Origin of the sequence: Sphingobium sp. (assembly GCF_048594625.1) — a bacterium.
Classification (GTDB): domain Bacteria; phylum Pseudomonadota; class Alphaproteobacteria; order Sphingomonadales; family Sphingomonadaceae; genus Sphingobium.
On the sequence record NZ_JBMDWL010000028.1, the window covers coordinates 15,762 to 30,764 of the forward strand.

The 15,003-nt window shown below is 63.4% G+C and carries 13 protein-coding genes; 4 read left to right on the forward strand and 9 right to left on the reverse strand.

The genetic code is table 11. The features are described 5' to 3' along the window. Positions 1-3: 3 nt before the first annotated feature. The 6 genes from ACOJSJ_RS03300 to ACOJSJ_RS03325 all read right to left on the reverse strand — a co-directional run bounded on the left by ACOJSJ_RS03300 (position 4) and on the right by ACOJSJ_RS03325 (position 7,558). A complete protein-coding gene (locus ACOJSJ_RS03300) occupies positions 4-2,814 on the reverse strand; it encodes a 2-oxoglutarate dehydrogenase E1 component (protein WP_420143560.1) in 2,811 nt (936 codons plus the stop codon). Positions 2,815-2,902: 88 nt separating this feature from the next. Further along, positions 2,903-3,787 carry a succinate--CoA ligase subunit alpha gene (gene sucD, locus ACOJSJ_RS03305; RefSeq protein WP_420143561.1) on the reverse strand — a complete coding sequence of 295 codons (885 nt, stop codon included), beginning with the start codon at positions 3,785-3,787 and terminating at the stop codon, positions 2,903-2,905. Positions 3,788-3,887: 100 nt separating this feature from the next. After that, entirely contained in the window at positions 3,888-4,850 is a 963-nt protein-coding gene (gene mdh, locus ACOJSJ_RS03310; RefSeq protein ID WP_420143562.1) for a malate dehydrogenase, read from the reverse strand. Between the two features lie 347 nt (positions 4,851-5,197). After that, positions 5,198-6,310 carry a cell division protein ZapE gene (zapE, locus tag ACOJSJ_RS03315; RefSeq protein ID WP_420143563.1) on the reverse strand — a complete coding sequence of 371 codons (1,113 nt, stop codon included), beginning with the start codon at positions 6,308-6,310 and terminating at the stop codon, positions 5,198-5,200. Then, positions 6,307-6,768: a PaaI family thioesterase gene (locus tag ACOJSJ_RS03320; protein ID WP_420143564.1), complete on the reverse strand. Its 462-nt coding sequence runs from the start codon at positions 6,766-6,768 to the stop codon at positions 6,307-6,309. The genes zapE and ACOJSJ_RS03320 overlap by 4 nt, the downstream gene beginning before the upstream one ends. Position 6,769: 1 nt before the next feature. Then, the gene (locus tag ACOJSJ_RS03325; protein WP_420143565.1) at positions 6,770-7,558 is read right to left on the reverse strand and encodes a succinate dehydrogenase iron-sulfur subunit; all 789 of its coding nucleotides are present in this window, start codon (positions 7,556-7,558) and stop codon (positions 6,770-6,772) included. Positions 7,559-7,760: 202 nt separating this feature from the next. Here ACOJSJ_RS03325 and ACOJSJ_RS03330 point away from each other — a divergent pair, with 202 nt between their 5' ends. Genes ACOJSJ_RS03330 through ACOJSJ_RS03340 form a run of 3 tightly spaced genes read left to right on the forward strand, consistent with a single transcriptional unit; the run spans position 7,761 to position 10,374 of the window. After that, positions 7,761-8,834: a glycosyl transferase gene (locus tag ACOJSJ_RS03330; protein WP_420143616.1), complete on the forward strand. Its 1,074-nt coding sequence runs from the start codon at positions 7,761-7,763 to the stop codon at positions 8,832-8,834. Continuing rightward, positions 8,831-9,949, forward strand: a complete 1,119-nt coding sequence (locus ACOJSJ_RS03335) for a CDP-alcohol phosphatidyltransferase family protein (RefSeq protein ID WP_420143566.1) — start codon at positions 8,831-8,833, stop codon at positions 9,947-9,949. The genes ACOJSJ_RS03330 and ACOJSJ_RS03335 overlap by 4 nt, the downstream gene beginning before the upstream one ends. Continuing rightward, positions 9,946-10,374, forward strand: coding sequence for an HIT family protein (locus ACOJSJ_RS03340; RefSeq protein WP_420143567.1), 429 nt, complete (start codon positions 9,946-9,948; stop codon positions 10,372-10,374). The genes ACOJSJ_RS03335 and ACOJSJ_RS03340 overlap by 4 nt, the downstream gene beginning before the upstream one ends. Positions 10,375-10,705: 331 nt before the next feature. Here the strand turns inward: ACOJSJ_RS03340 and ACOJSJ_RS03345 are convergent, their stop codons facing one another. Then, positions 10,706-11,476 (reverse strand): sugar phosphate nucleotidyltransferase, encoded by a 771-nt coding sequence (locus ACOJSJ_RS03345; protein ID WP_420143568.1) that lies wholly within the window; start codon positions 11,474-11,476, stop codon positions 10,706-10,708. 120 nt (positions 11,477-11,596) lie between these two features. On the opposite strand from ACOJSJ_RS03345, the gene ACOJSJ_RS03350 reads away from it, so the two are divergent. Beyond that, positions 11,597-12,916 (forward strand): lipopolysaccharide biosynthesis protein, encoded by a 1,320-nt coding sequence (locus ACOJSJ_RS03350; RefSeq protein ID WP_420143569.1) that lies wholly within the window; start codon positions 11,597-11,599, stop codon positions 12,914-12,916. Positions 12,917-12,938: 22 nt separating this feature from the next. On the opposite strand, the gene ACOJSJ_RS03355 is transcribed toward ACOJSJ_RS03350, so the two are convergent. After that, entirely contained in the window at positions 12,939-14,042 is a 1,104-nt protein-coding gene (locus ACOJSJ_RS03355; protein WP_420143570.1) for an NAD(P)/FAD-dependent oxidoreductase, read from the reverse strand. After that, positions 14,039-15,001 (reverse strand): alpha/beta hydrolase, encoded by a 963-nt coding sequence (locus ACOJSJ_RS03360; RefSeq protein ID WP_420143571.1) that lies wholly within the window; start codon positions 14,999-15,001, stop codon positions 14,039-14,041. The genes ACOJSJ_RS03355 and ACOJSJ_RS03360 overlap by 4 nt, the downstream gene beginning before the upstream one ends. Positions 15,002-15,003 lie beyond the last annotated feature (2 nt).

The window sequence follows — 15,003 nt, forward strand, 5'->3', positions numbered from 1 at the left end:
GTCTCAGCCTTTCTTCTGGCGGCGGATTTCTTCACGAACGCTGTGACCCAGCGCATCGGCGACGAGGGCACCCTGTTCGGACACATGGCGCGACGCCAGACCCGTAGCGGGCGAGGCGGACGCCTTGCGACCGGCATAGCGGGCGCGCATCGGCGCCTTGCCAGCCTTTGCGAGGGCTTCTTCGATATAGGGTTCGACGAAGAACCATGCACCATTGTTGCGCGGTTCTTCCTGACACCAGACGACTTCGTCCAGATTTGTCATGCGCTCGATGCGCTTGGCCAGCGCGTCGGTCGCGAAAGGATAGATCTGTTCCATGCGGACGATCTGGACATCCTTGTCGCCAGCGGCATCGCGGGCGTCGGACAGATCATAGAAGACCTTGCCCGAACACAGGACCAGACGCTTGGTATCCTTGTCGGCCGATCCATTGGGGTCGGACAGGATGCGCTTGAACTGGGTGTCGCCCTGGAAATCCTCGGCCTTGCTGACCGCACCCTTGTGACGCAGCAGCGACTTGGGCGCCATGATGATCAGCGGCTTGCGGAACGGCCGCAGCATCTGACGACGCAGCGCATGGAAATAATTGGCCGGGGTCGTGATGTTCGCGACCTGGATATTTCCTTCGGCGCACAGCTGGAGATAACGCTCCAGACGGGCCGAGCTATGTTCCGGCCCCTGCCCTTCATAGCCGTGCGGCAACAGGCAGACGAGGCCGTTGGAACGCAGCCACTTGGTTTCCGACGACGCGATATACTGGTCGAAGATGATCTGCGCGCCGTTGGCGAAATCGCCGAACTGCGCTTCCCAGATCACCAGCGCCTTGGGATCAGCCAGAGCATAGCCATATTCGAAGCCCAGCACGCCATATTCGGACAGCGGGCTGTCCAGCACTTCGAACCGGCCATGCGGCACGGTCGACAGCGGGATATATTTCGCTTCGCTGTCCTGATCGGTCCAGACCGCGTGCCGCTGGCTGAATGTGCCGCGACCCGAATCCTGACCCGACAGACGCACGCCATAGCCTTCCGACAACAGCGAACCAAAGGCCAGCGCCTCACCCGTCGCCCAGTCGAAATTCTCGCCCGACTTGAACATTTCGGCCTTGGCATCCAGCACGCGCTTCAGCGTCTTGTGGACATTATGGCCTTCGGGAACGGTGGTCAGCGTCTTGCCCAGACTGTCGAACAGCTTGGGCGTGATCGCCGATTCCACGCTCTGCCGCGCGGTTTCCGCGTCGGCGGGCTTGTGCAGGCCCGACCAGCGACCGGCAAACCAGTCCGCCTTGTTCGACTTGTAGCTCTTGGCCGCTTCGAACTCGTCTTCCAGATGGTTGACGAATTCGTCGGTAGCCCCGGCGACGAACGCATCGTCCACCACGCCTTCCGACTTCAGGCGCGCGGCATAAATGTCGCTGACCGGCGGATGCTGGCGGATTTCCTTGTACATCAGCGGCTGGGTGAAGCCCGGCTCGTCGCCTTCATTGTGGCCGAAGCGGCGATAGCACCACATGTCGATCACGATGTCGCGGTGGAAGGTCTGACGATATTCCATCGCCAGCTTGCACACGAAGGTCACGGCTTCGGGATCGTCACCGTTGACGTGCAGGATCGGCGCCTGAACCCCCTTCGCCACGTCCGACGGATAGGGCGACCCGCGCGAGAATTGCGGGCTGGTGGTGAAGCCGATCTGGTTGTTGATGATGAAGTGGACGCAGCCGCCGGTGTTGTAACCCGACACGCCGGAAAAGCCGAGGCATTCCCACACGATGCCCTGACCCGCAAAGGCGGCGTCGCCATGGATCAGCACGGGCAGAACCTGATCATGCTTGCCCAGATCGTCGCGGAAGGTCTGCTGCGCACGGACCTTGCCCAGCACTACCGGGTCGACGGTTTCCAGGTGCGACGGGTTGGGGACCAGCGACATGTGAACCTTGACGCCGTCGAACTCGCGGTCGGTCGAGGTGCCAAGGTGGTATTTCACGTCGCCCGAACCGCCGACATCTTCGGGATTGGCGGTGCCGCCCGAAAATTCGTGGAAAATGACGCGGAAGCCCTTGCCCATGACATTGGCCAGTACGTTCAGACGGCCACGGTGGGCCATGCCGAACACGATTTCACGCACGCCCGACTGGCCGCCATATTTGATGACGGCTTCGAGCGCGGGGATCATGGATTCGCCGCCGTCGAGGCCAAAGCGCTTGGTGCCGACATATTTGCGGCCCAGGAACTTTTCATACTGTTCGCCCTGGATGACCTTGGCCAGGATCGCCTTCTTGCCTTCCGGCGTGAAGATGATTTCCTTGTCCTTGCCTTCCAGACGTTCCTGAAGGAAGCGGCGTTCCTCCACATCGGCGATGTGCATATATTCAAGGCCGACGCTGCCGCAGTAATTGGCACGCAGGATCGCGACGATTTCCGCCACGGTCGCATATTGCAGACCCAGCGAACCGCCCAGATAGACCTTCTTATTCAGGTCCGTCAGGCCGTGATATTCGGGGGTGAGGTCAGCCGGCAGGTCACGCTTGGCCAGGCCCAGCGGATCGAGATTGGCGGCAAGGTGACCACGCACGCGATAGGTGCGGATCAGCATCTGCGCGCGGATGGCGTCGTCGGCGGCGGCCACGGCGTCGGTGTCCGACACGGGCTTGCCAGCGGCCTTGGCGGCGGCCTTCACGGCAACCTGCATCTGCGTGGGGTCCATCGCCCCGGTCAGATCGTCGGTGTCGCTCAGCGGCCAGTTATCGCGTTGCCAGCTTGGCCCGCGTTCAATCTCCCCAGCCGCGTCAAAAACTTCCTGGTTCTCGTAACCCATCACTCTGTCCCATCCCAGCCGCGTGCAGTCGCGAAGCGGGAAAATAGCGGCCGGGGTGCAGCCCGGCCGCCGATTATATAGTGGCTGTTTAGCCCTTCAGTACCTCTACCAAGGTCGAGCCGAGTTCAGACGGGCTGGCGGCAACCTTGATACCGGCTGCTTCCATGGCCGCGATCTTGCTTTCAGCATCGCCCTTGCCGCCCGACACGATCGCGCCGGCGTGGCCCATGCGGCGGCCCGGAGGCGCCGTACGACCTGCGATGAAGCCGGCCATCGGCTTCTTGCGGCCGCGCTTGGCTTCGTCGATCAGGAACTGTGCGGCCTGTTCTTCCGCGTCGCCGCCGATTTCACCGATCATGATGATCGATTCGGTGGCGTCGTCGGCCAGGAACAGTTCCAGCACGTCGATGAAGTTGGTGCCGTTGACCGGATCGCCGCCGATGCCGACTGCGGTGGTCTGGCCCAGGCCCGCGTTGGTGGTCTGGAACACGGCTTCATAGGTCAGCGTGCCCGAACGCGACACGACGCCGACGCTGCCCTTGGAGAAGATGGAGCCGGGCATGATGCCGATCTTGCACTCGTTCGGCGTCAGGACGCCGGGGCAGTTCGGGCCGATCAGGCGCGACTTGGAACCCGACAGCGCGCGCTTCACGCGGACCATGTCGAGCACGGGGATGCCTTCGGTGATGCAGACGATCAGCGGGATTTCCGCGTCGATCGCTTCCAGGATCGAATCGGCTGCGAATGGCGGCGGCACATAGATGACCGACGCATCGGCACCGGTCTTGGACTTGGCTTCCGCAACGGTGTCGAAAATGGGCAGGCCGATGTGGCTGGTGCCACCCTTGCCCGGCGTCACGCCACCAACCATCTGGGTGCCGTAGGCCAGCGCCTGTTCCGTGTGGAAGGTGCCGGTGGCACCGGTCATGCCTTGCGTGATGACCTTGGTGTTCTTGTTCACCAGAATGGACATATGTGTCCCTTTTTTTCTGTTGGAAGTGGCACTTGGGTCTGAAGCGCCCCGCCCCCGGCTGCGCACTTACCTGGGGCGGGACGATGGAGACTGGGTAGGATCAGGCCAGCGAGGGATCGATGCCCTTGCAGGCTTCCAGCAGTTCCTTGACGGCATCGACCGAAACCTGAAGATTCGCCTTGGCTTCGTCGTTCAGTTCGATTTCGATGATCTGTTCGACGCCGCCCGCGCCGATGATCACCGGAACGCCGACATACAGATTGTCAACGCCATACTGGCCGGTCAGGTTCGCGGCGCAGGGCAGCAGGCGCTTCTTGTCGCCCAGATAGGCTTCAGCCATGGCGATCGCGCTGGTGGCGGGCGCATAGAAGGCCGATCCGGTCTTGAGCAGGGCGACGATTTCGCCGCCGCCCGAACGGGTGCGCTTCACGATGGCGTCGATGCGTTCCTGCGTCGAACGACCCTGCTTGATGAGGTCGGGGACAGGGATGCCCGCAACGGTCGAATATTCGATGACCGGAACCATCGTGTCGCCGTGGCCGCCCAGAACGAAGCTGGTGACGTCCTTGGCCGACACGTTGAATTCTTCGGCCAGGAAGTGGTTGAAGCGCGAGCTGTCCAGAACGCCGGCCATGCCGACGACCTTGTTCGCGGGCAGGCCCGAAAATTCGCGCAGCGCCCACACCATCGCGTCGAGCGGGTTGGTGATGCAGATGACGAAAGCGTCAGGTGCGTTGGCGGCGATGCCTTCGCCCACGGCCTTCATGACCTTGAGGTTGATGCCGAGCAGGTCGTCGCGGCTCATGCCGGGCTTGCGTGCGACACCGGCGGTGACGATGATGACGTCCGCGCCTGCGATGTCGGCATAATCGTTGGACCCGGTGATCTTCGCGTCGAAGCCTTCAACCGAGCCGCACTGCGACAGGTCGAGAGCCTTGCCCTGCGGCACACCTTCAACCACGTCGAACAGGACGATGTCGCCCAGTTCCTTGAGCGCAGCCAAATGCGCCAACGTGCCGCCGATATTGCCAGCGCCGATCAGCGCGATCTTCTTACGGGCCATGTGCAATCATCCTCCAAGTCTTGACTACTGGAATTGCTGGTCCGCCTACGCCCTTCCAACAGGGGTTTCAACCGCCGAAATCCTTGAAGTGCAAATTATCTTTGCAATTCATTCGCAATTGCATTAGAAGGAATTCACACCCTGTCGCTCCGGGCTTCTACCCTGGTCCGCGAGCCTTCCCTGCAGAGGTATCCTGTCGGGTGTCGCCATAAACGACGACACCCGACCTGTTTCCCCTTGAAAGATTTCGTCTTCATGAACGACGCGCACGACATCGGGCGGGCCGATTCCTGTCGGCGATGAATCGTTTGATGCGTGGAATTCCGGCGGCGGCAGGCCCGCCGGGATCATTTCGGGCCGTGACCCAGTGCCAGATAATCGTCCGACTGCATTTCCATCAGCCGCGACACGGTGCGCTCGAATTCGAAGGCCCCGTCCCCTTCAGGATAGAGTCGCATGGGTTCGGCATCGGCGGACGCCAGCAGTTTCACCTTATATTCGTACAGCGAGTCGATCAGCGTCACGAAGCGCGCCGCCTCATTGCGCTTTTCCGGCCCCAGTACCGGAATGCCGACGATGATGACGGTATGATATTTGCGCGCGATCGCCAGATAATCCGGCGCGCCCCGCGCTTCGACGCACAGGCGCTTGAAGGAAAAGACCGCCACGCCCTTCAGGCTTTTGGGCACATGCATGGTGCGCCCGCCCTGCACCACGATGTCTTCCGACGGCACCTTGGCCCGGTCCTCGACCGAAAAGTCGGTCAGGCGGAAAAAGGCGTCGGACAAGGCCCTGGTCGCCTCCGGACCATTGGGCACATGCCACAGTTTCGAGTCGCCCAGCCGGTCCCGGCGATAATCGACCGGCCCGTTCAGCGTCATGACGTCCAGCTTCGCCTTGATCAGGTCGATGAAGGGCAGGAACAGCTGGCGGTTGAGGCCATTTTTGTACAGCTCGTCCGGTTCGCGGTTCGACGTGGTGACGATCGTCACCCGCTTTTCCAGCAGGCCGGTAAACAGGCGCGACATGATCGCGGCGTCGGCCATATTGTTCACGACCATCTCGTCGAAACAGAGCAGCCGCGCTTCGTCGGCGAGCGACTCGACCACGGGCGGGATGGGGTCGCCGCTTTCCGACTTGCGCGCCTCGGCCAGCCGGGCATGCACATCCAGCATGAATTCATGGAAATGCGCGCGCTTCTTGCGCTGGACATGCACCGTGTCGAAAAACAGGTCCATCAGCATGGATTTGCCGCGCCCTACCCCGCCCCACATATAGAGGCCACGGGGCGGCTCCGGCGCCTTGCGCAGCAATTTCCACAGTGTCGATCCGCGCGCAGGCGCGGCCTCCAGCTCCTGCTGCAATCGATCGAGTCGTTCCGCCGCCGCACGCTGATCCGGGTCGGGTCGCAATTCGCCCGCCTGCACCAGCGCGTCGTAACGGGCGATGACGCTGGTCATCTGGCCGCTGGCGCCTTGCGCACGGTGGCCGATGATGCCGCGACCGGCTCCCCTTCCTGCGTGATCAACATGCGCAGGAACATCAGGCGCCCGGTTTCGCGCAGCAGCTCGACCTCGGCCAGCAGGTCGGGACCAACCCGGCCGACGCCCAGATATTGCATGTTCAGGTCGATGGTGACGCCGCCGATCTGCGCCTTGTGCCCCATGGCCCACAGCGCGCCGAAATAGGCATGGTCGGCAAAGGCGGCCAGAAACCCGCCATGCAGCGTATCGAGTCGGTTGCGGTGACTGGGCCGGGTTTCCAGCGCGACCTGCGCGCTCGTGGGGCCAACGCCGCGCATATAGCCCCGGCCGATCGCCTGCAGGAATGTGTCGGGATGCGGGTCGGACCATCCGGCCCAGCCCGCCCATTTCCCATCGGTCAGCGGTTCCCCGCCGGCAACGCCGTCGCTGTTCAACTTACAGCTGCCGTTCGACCATCATCTTCTTGGTTTCGGCGATCGCCTTTGCGGGGCTAAGGCCCTTGGGGCAAACATTCGCGCAGTTCATGATGGTGTGGCAACGGTAGAGAGTGAACGGATCTTCCAGTTCGTCCAGACGCTCGCCGGTATGTTCGTCACGACTATCCGCCAGCCAGCGATAGGCCTGAAGCAGGATCGCCGGGCCAAGGAACTTGTCGCTGTTCCACCAATAGCTGGGGCAGCTGGTCGAACAGCAGGCGCAAAGGATGCATTCGTACAGGCCGTCCAGCTTCTCGCGGTCGGCGGGCGACTGGAGTCGTTCCTTGCCGCTGGGCGCGGGGCTGACGGTTTGCAGCCAGGGCTTGATGCTGTTGTACTGCGCATAGAAATGCGTGAAGTCGGGCACCAGATCCTTGATGACGTCCATGTGCGGCAACGGCGTGATGCGCACTTCCTTGCCCGCGCATTCGTCGATGGCGGTGGTGCAGGCCAGACCATTGCGGCCGTTCATGTTCATCGAACAGGAACCGCAGATCCCTTCGCGACACGACCGGCGGAACGTCAGCGTCGGATCATATTCATTCTTGATCTTCAGCAACGCGTCCAGAACCATCGGCCCGCAATTGTCGAGGTCGATTTCATAGGTGTCGTAACGCGGATTTTCGCCCGAGTCCGGATCGTAGCGATATACCTTGAAATTGCGGACGTTCGTCGCGCCTGCGGGTGCGGGGTGGGTTACACCCTTGCCGTTGATCTTGCTGTTCTTGGGCAAAGCAAATTCGGCCATCGCTGATCCAGCCTTTTCGTCGATGTCTGTCTGTTGGGGGTCCGCATAGCGAAAATTACGCAAAGGTCCAGCACCTAGACCTAGGTTTATGCCCTTAAGCCCTTGTTGCAAATCGATTGCAAAAACCGGGACGGATCGACGCACCCGGCTTGCTTGCGCCGCCAGCATCGTTAGAGCATCGGAATCTGTGGGGAATATGGATTTGCCGGTCGACATCGCCTTTCTTGCCATTGCCGAAGCGCAGCAGCTCTATCACTGGCTGCCCGCCGCGCTGGAACTGTCGCGGCGTCCCGATGTGCGGGTCAGCATATTGTCGCCGTCGGACCAGATACTGGCGCTGGTGCGCAGCTACGATCCCGACGCGCGGCTGAACTTCGTTCGCCTGCGCTGCGCCCTGCCCATGCCCGACTCGCTGTTCCGGCAACCCTCGCGGCTGGTGACGCTGTTGCTGAACCACCGGACCATCGCCGAATTTCCGATATTGGTGACCACTGAAATCAGCAGCGCCTGGCTGCGCCGCCTGCCCGGTTTCCGGTCGCGCCTGATCCTGATCAAACATGGCGCGGGCGACCGGGAGGGCGGGTACAAGAAACGCCATGCCGATTTCGACCTGACGTTGGTGGCGGGGGAAAAGGACCGGTGCCGCATGATCACGCGCGGCCTGTGCGCGCCCGATGCCGTCGCCATCGGCGGCTATGCCAAATTCGAACTCAGGGCCGATCGTCAGCGCTTCTTTGCCGACGACAAGCCGGTGCTGCTCTATAACCCGCATTTCGATCCGGCCCTGTCGTCATGGATCAATCATGGCCCGGCGGTGATGGCCGCGCTGGAATCGCTGACCGGCTGGAACGTCATCGTCGCGCCGCATACGAAGCTGGCGCGCAAGGTGCCGCCGATCACCAGCGCCGCTCCCCATATCCGAATCGACATGGGCAGCCGCCATTCGATCGATATGAGCTACACCGTCAGCGCCGACGCCTATCTGGGCGACGTGTCGAGCCAGGTCTATGAATTTCTGATCGAACAGCGCCCCTGCATCTTCCTGAACCTCGACCATGTGGACGGGACCGGCGACGCATTCGCGCACTGGCGATTGGGTCAGGTCATCGACCGGGCCGACGCCCTGCCCGCCGCACTTGCGCAGGCGAACGACTTGCAACCATCCTATGTTGCTGCGCAAAAGGCGGCGATGCAGCAATCCATCGACCTGTCCCCGATCCCCGCGTCCCGGCGTCAGGCCGACCTTATCCTGAATTTTGCGAAGGCCCACCGATGAGCCAGACGATTTCCACCACCCTTGGCCCTGTCCGCATGATCGGCGACAACGCAACGCCGATCTGGGGCATGTCCAACGCCGAACGCAATCGCCGCATGGCGGAAAGCGCGGCCAAAAATGGCAGCACGCTGGCGGACGGGCATGAACTGGTCTTCAACCTCCTTTACGCATTCGACCCGCTGCTGCTGCGGCTGGCGCTGGAAACGCCGGGCACGCTGTTCAGCTGGGGCGAGACGCCGATCGTGGGTCAGGTGGCGCAGGGCATCGACCCGATGCGCGCGCCCCATGTGATCGATCTGTCGGACGGGCGCAGGCTCTACAACCGGCAATTGCGCAAGCTGGAACAGCCCATGGTCCGCGTGCTGGAACCTTCGTCTAGGCGCGAGATCGAACGGCGCAGCTATTTCGGCGCCTATAAGGGCGTGACCGACATCCTGACCAAATATCTGTGGCCGCAATTGGCGCTGGTCCTTACCCGCATCGCCGCGCAGCTGAAGATGACGCCCAACATGGTGTCGGTCATCGGCGTCACCCTGTGCCTGATCGCGACATGGATGTTCGCGCAGGGCATGTTCTGGACCGGATTCCTGTGCGGCTTCATCTTCATGGTGCTGGACACGGTCGACGGGAAACTGGCCCGCTGCACCATCACATCGTCCAAATGGGGCAATGTGATCGACCATGGCGTCGATCTGGTCCACCCGCCCTTCTGGTGGTATTTCTGGGGCACCGGCCTTGTCTATTGGGGCCTGCCGCTGTCGGGCGCCACCTTCACCTTCATCATGACGGCCGTCATCGCGGGCTATATCGTTCAGCGCCTGATCGAAGGGATGTTCCTGAAAGACTTCAAGATGGACATCCATGTCTGGCGCCCCTTCGACAGCCAGTTCCGCCTCATCACCGCGCGGCGCAATCCCAACATGGTGATCCTGCTGGTCGCGCTGATCGCCGGGCGGCCCGACATCGGCCTCATCGCGCTGGCATGGTGGACGATCATCTCGCTCGTCGTCCATGCCGTGCGACTGGCTCAGGCCTATGCCGTCAGCCGTTCGGGCCGCCCCATCGTCAGCTGGATGGATGAGGCGGAGGCCGGGGCGCAGGTTCAGGGCGCATGAACGCCACCATCGAAAAATTCGGCTGGCCCGCAACGCTGATCGCGACGTTCGATCATTGGGTCGTGCTGCTGCGCCCGGCCCAGCCGACGCTGGGATCGCTGGTGCTCGCGGCGAAAAGCGATGCGACCGCCTTTGGCGACCTGCCGGGCGAGGCGCATGCCGAACTCAAGATCGTGACCGCAACCATGGAAGCTGCGCTTCGCAAGGCGGTGAACTATGCGAAGATCAACTATCTGATGCTGATGATGGTCGACCCGCATGTGCATTTCCACGTCATCCCCCGCTATGACGGGGAACGCAGCGCCACGGGCCTGACGATCGCGGATACAGGCTGGCCGGGGCAACCCGACCTCGGTTCGGCCATCAAGCTGAACAGCGAAGTGGACAGTTTGCGGGATTGGCTCAAGAGCCATTTCCCGGCCTGAGCCATCCCTCCTCTGCCGTAGCCTTGGGGCACAGGCCGGGGCCTCAGGCCATGACGCGCCAGACGACCCGGATACTGCCTATTCCCAACAGGCAGGACGGATGAGAGCAGCCTCTCTCCTACACCCCGCCCATCTGCTATACTGGCCACCGCCGCGCAACAATAAATCCCGAACCGGACATTTCATGTCCGATTCAGCGGGAAATGTGCGAAGTTAGAGCGATTTCCAAGCGATCGGGATTGATCGCTGATTAAGAAATCGCGGCAAACAAAGAACTTGGAGCGGCGATCTGATCCAATCAGATCGAAAGCCGCTCTCAACCCGCGACATCCTATCGGGCGTAGCGGCCTTCTTCGGTCCATTTCGCGGTCAGCGCCTTGGCCGCTTCCACGTCCTGCGGAAAATCGACTTCCTGCCATTCCAGCCCCTCGATGGACACGGTGCCCACGCGATTGCCCTTGGCGATGATGTCGATGGCCCGCAGGTACCAGCGCTCTACCCCTTCGGGCGTCCGCATCATCTGGTCGATCTGGTTGCGGAAAATCGCCGGACCTTCTCCGGTGAAGGCCAGCATGCCGATCGATTCGGCATTGGTGTCGGGCGGCAACAGGCGCTTGCCGATGGCATGCAGGCGGCCGGTCGCATCCCGGTTCACCTTCATGTCATCATCGTCATATTCGCCGTCCGGCTTGACGTCGACGGTCACGGTGATCGCGTCCTGCGCCCCGTTCACAAGGCGACCGACGATCTCGTCCGACACGATGGTGTCGCCGTTCAGGATGATGAAGTCGCGGTCCATTTCCTCCCGCACGATCCAGCATGTGCCAAGATTGTCGGCAACCTGGAAAAAGGGGTTGAACACGGTGCGGATGCGCGCGCCGGTGTCGCGATAAAGTTGCAGCGCATGGTCCTCCACCCGTTCGGTGCGGAAACCGGTGACGACGACGATGTCGGTCACGCCATTGGCGACCAGCGCCGCGATCTGCCAGCTGATGAGCGTGCGCCCGTTGAAATCGATCATGCATTTGGGCACGTCGCGGGTCAGCGGCAAAAGGCGCGAGCCTTGCCCGGCGGATAGGATGATGGCTTTGCTGATCGTCATGGCCGTCCCTGTAAAACGCAAATTGGCCGAAAAAAAGGCGACTTCAAACAAGCGGTCACAATGCCTAGATAGGCCCGCGCCGAAGGACCGGCTTTGTTTGTGGAAAGGCCAACAGGGGACGTGATGCTGAAGCGCGGATCAGGCGCGGCGGGGGATGGATTCGCGCGAATCCTGGCCAATACCGGCTGGCTGCTGGGCGGAAAGGGCGTGGGCGCGATATTGAGCCTGGCCTATCTGGCCATCGTCACGCGCACGCTGGGGGTCGAAGATTTCGGCCGTTTCGCGCTGGTGCTGAGCGCGGCCAACGTCATCAAGGCGCTGGTCAGTTTCGACAGCTGGCAGATCGTCGTGCGTTACGGCCAGCCGCATCTGGCGCGGGATGACAAGGCGGCGGGCGGCGACGCGCTGAACCGCGTCCTGCGCTTCTGCATCCTGATCGACCTTGGCTCCGCCGTTGCGGGCGGGCTGATCGCCGCGGCGATCATCCTGCTGATGGGCGACATGCTGGGCATCGGGCCGGGCATGGGATGGCAGGTGTGGCTGTTCTGCATGGTGATGATGATCACCATCCGGTCCAGCCCCACGGGCATATTGCGCCTGTTCGACCGGTTCGATTCGGCCGCCGTCGCCGAAACCATGATCCCCGTCGGCCGCATGATCGGCGCGGGGCTGGTGCTGGCGATACGGCCCGACATGACCGGCTTCCTGATCGCATGGGCCTTTGCCGAACTGCTGTGCGCCGCCAGCTACTGGTGGCTGGCGTTCAGGGTCGGGCGCGGACGCATCGGCAGCTGGCGCGCGGGGCGCGCGCTGGACGCGCGACGGGAAAATCCCGGCATCGTCGGCTTCCTGACCGCCACCAACCTGCAAACCAGCCTGTCCTCCATCGGGCAGCAGGTCGCGGTGCTGATCGTGGGCGCCTTTGTCGGGCCGACCGGCGCGGGTCTCTATCGCCTCGCCAATCAGCTCGCCAATTCGCTGACCAAGATTTCCAGCCTGCTGTCGCGCAGCATCTTCGTCGAACTGTCGCGCACCAGCAGCCACGGCCGGGACGCGCTGGGCGCCCTGTTCCAGCGCACCAACAGGCTGGCGCTGGCTGCGGGCGGGGTCATCATCGTGCTGATCGTCACCATCGGCCATCCGCTGCTGGGGCTGATCGCCGGGCGGGAATTCCTGCCCGCCTATCCGTTGCTGCTGATGCTGGGCGTGGCGGCATGCATCGACCTGATCGGCGTCAGCTACCGCCCGCTGCTGATGGCGACCGACCGGGCCGGGCTGTCGCTGCGCATCACCTTCGTGACGACGCTGCTGCTGCTGGGCCTGCAATCGGCGCTATTGCCGCTGTACAGTACGAAGGGCGCGGCCATGGCCAATATCGCCGCATCGCTCGCTGGCTTTGCCATGATGGGGCTGGCCAGCCGCCGCGCCATGCGCGCCTGAAACGCCAGTCTTGATCGTCGGTTCAGCGGAACCGCGCCGGGGAATAGACAGCCGTGTCGATGCCAGCAACGGCGGCGGGCGGCGCTTCGCCCCGGATCAGCGCCGCGGCCAGCAGGGCGGCGGCCGGTGCGGTCTGGATGCCAAAACCGCCCTGCCCCGCATACCAGAAAAATCCCGGCATCCCCGGTTCGAACCCGTAAACCGGCGCGCGGTCAGGCGCGAAACTGCGCAGCCCCGCCCATTTGCGTTCGACCGCTTCGATCGGCCAGTCCACCGTTTCCTGAAACCGGGCGATCGCCTGCGCCACCGCCATTTCTTCCGGCGCGGCATCGCAGGGGGGCGACGGCTCCTCATCATGCGGGGTCAGCCACAGCCGCCCCTGCCCCTCCGGCTTGAAATAGAAACGTCCCGAAAGGTCCATTACCAATGGCAGATCGGGCGATGGCATGGACGGCACCCGCAACTGGACAACGGTGCGGCGCAATGGCGCGATCCCCACCGGCGCGACGCCGCACCGGCGCGCAACATCGTCCGCCCACGCCCCGGCGGCGTTGATCATCAGGCCGCAATGCACCGCGCCATGGCTGGTTTCGATGCGCCAGCCATCCCCATCCGGACGCGCGGCGATCAATGCCGTCGCCAACAGCACCTCGCCCCCCCTTTGGCGGAACTGGCGCAGACAGGCCTGATGCAGCGCGCCGACATCGATGTCGCGGCAGCTATCCTCCAATATGCCCAGCGTCCATTCGGGGCGCAGCCCCGGCACCAACGTCGCGGGATCGACGGGGCGCAGCTCCACCTTGCCCGCAAATTGCGCCAGCAACGCGTCGCGGCGCGCCTCATCCCCCGCCCGGCCGATATGCAGCGTGCGGCGCGGGGACAGGAAACTGCCGTCGTGAAAATCGGGGTCGGGATCGGCCAGCATCGGGCCGGATGCGGTGGTCAGCGGCTGGACGACAGGGCCGCCATAGGTTTCTTCCCAAAAGGCGACCGACCGGCCGGTGGCATGGTATCCCGGCTGATCCTCCATCTCCAATATCAGGATGCGAGCCTGCCCCGCCAGTTGCGCGCCCAGACTGGCGCCCGCCATGCCGCCGCCCACGATAACGATGTCAGCATGGGTCAACGGGCATTCTCATCCAGAAAAGCGTCGATCCGCGCCAGTGCGTCGATCCGGACCGGGTCCAGCTCCCGCAAGATTTCATGCGCGGCTTCCCGCCCATAGACATGCAGGCGCGCGCCTGCAATGCGCGCCGCGATCGCCCGGATCGCGGGTGTGGACACCAGCTTGTCGGTGCTGGCCGCCAGTATCAGCATCGGCACGGCGATCCGGGTGACGGCGTCCCCCTGCGCCATCGCCCGCGTCGATTGCAGCGCCTGCACCACCCAGTTCCAGCTGGGCGGCCCCAGCGCAATGTCCCGGCTATGGTCGCGCCACCAGATTTCGTCGGCATAGCGATCCGGATCATGCGTCAGCCGTTTCTGCCGCATCCTGCACTGCCGTTCCGACCCTTCCTTTTGGGTCCAGGCCATCTGTTCGCCGCGCCCGCTCCACAGCATATAGCGGGCGATGGCGACCGCCAGCCAGCGCGGGAACGGCGCGCTGTGCACGCCCAGCATCGGCGCGGTCATCGCGACCGCATCGGGCGGCGGCATCCCTTCGGCCAGCGCGCGCACCAGCATATGGCCGCCCATGCTGTGCGCCACCATCGCGGTCGGGCCGTCGCCATCCGCGCGCCAGTCCGCCGCCAGCGCATTCAGGTCCGCGATCCAGTCCGCAAAATCGCCGATATGGCCACATAGCGGATCGGCGGTCAGGCGGCCCGAACCACCCTGCCCCCGCCAGTCGAAACTGGTGACGGCCCATCCGCGCATCGCCCAGTGGTGGATGACCTCCAGATATTTTTCGATCATGTCGCCCCGGCCGCCCAGCACCAGCATGCGACCACGGGCGCCCGACCCCAGACGATAGCGGCGGATCGGCCAGCCATCGGGCGCATGCCAGTAATCCAGCCGCCCGCCCATGGGCCAGGCGCGCCGGTCAAAGGCGGCAACAGGGAAGTCGGGTGAATCCATCTGACCCATGG

Excerpts from the sequence above, each read along its gene's own strand:
- mdh (WP_420143562.1), bottom strand. The coding sequence starts at position 4,850 with ATGGCCCGTAAGAAGATCGCGCTGATCGGCGCTGGCAATATCGGCGGC.
- ACOJSJ_RS03325 (WP_420143565.1), bottom strand. The coding sequence starts at position 7,558 with ATGGCCGAATTTGCTTTGCCCAAGAACAGCAAGATCAACGGCAAGGGT.
- ACOJSJ_RS03300 (WP_420143560.1), bottom strand. The coding sequence starts at position 2,814 with ATGGGTTACGAGAACCAGGAAGTTTTTGACGCGGCTGGGGAGATTGAA.
- ACOJSJ_RS03340 (WP_420143567.1), top strand. The coding sequence starts at position 9,946 with ATGAACGCCACCATCGAAAAATTCGGCTGGCCCGCAACGCTGATCGCG.
- ACOJSJ_RS03345 (WP_420143568.1), bottom strand. The coding sequence starts at position 11,476 with ATGACGATCAGCAAAGCCATCATCCTATCCGCCGGGCAAGGCTCGCGC.
- sucD (WP_420143561.1), bottom strand. The coding sequence starts at position 3,787 with ATGTCCATTCTGGTGAACAAGAACACCAAGGTCATCACGCAAGGCATG.
- ACOJSJ_RS03335 (WP_420143566.1), top strand. The coding sequence starts at position 8,831 with ATGAGCCAGACGATTTCCACCACCCTTGGCCCTGTCCGCATGATCGGC.
- ACOJSJ_RS03360 (WP_420143571.1), bottom strand. The coding sequence starts at position 15,001 with ATGGGTCAGATGGATTCACCCGACTTCCCTGTTGCCGCCTTTGACCGG.
- zapE (WP_420143563.1), bottom strand. The coding sequence starts at position 6,310 with ATGACCAGCGTCATCGCCCGTTACGACGCGCTGGTGCAGGCGGGCGAA.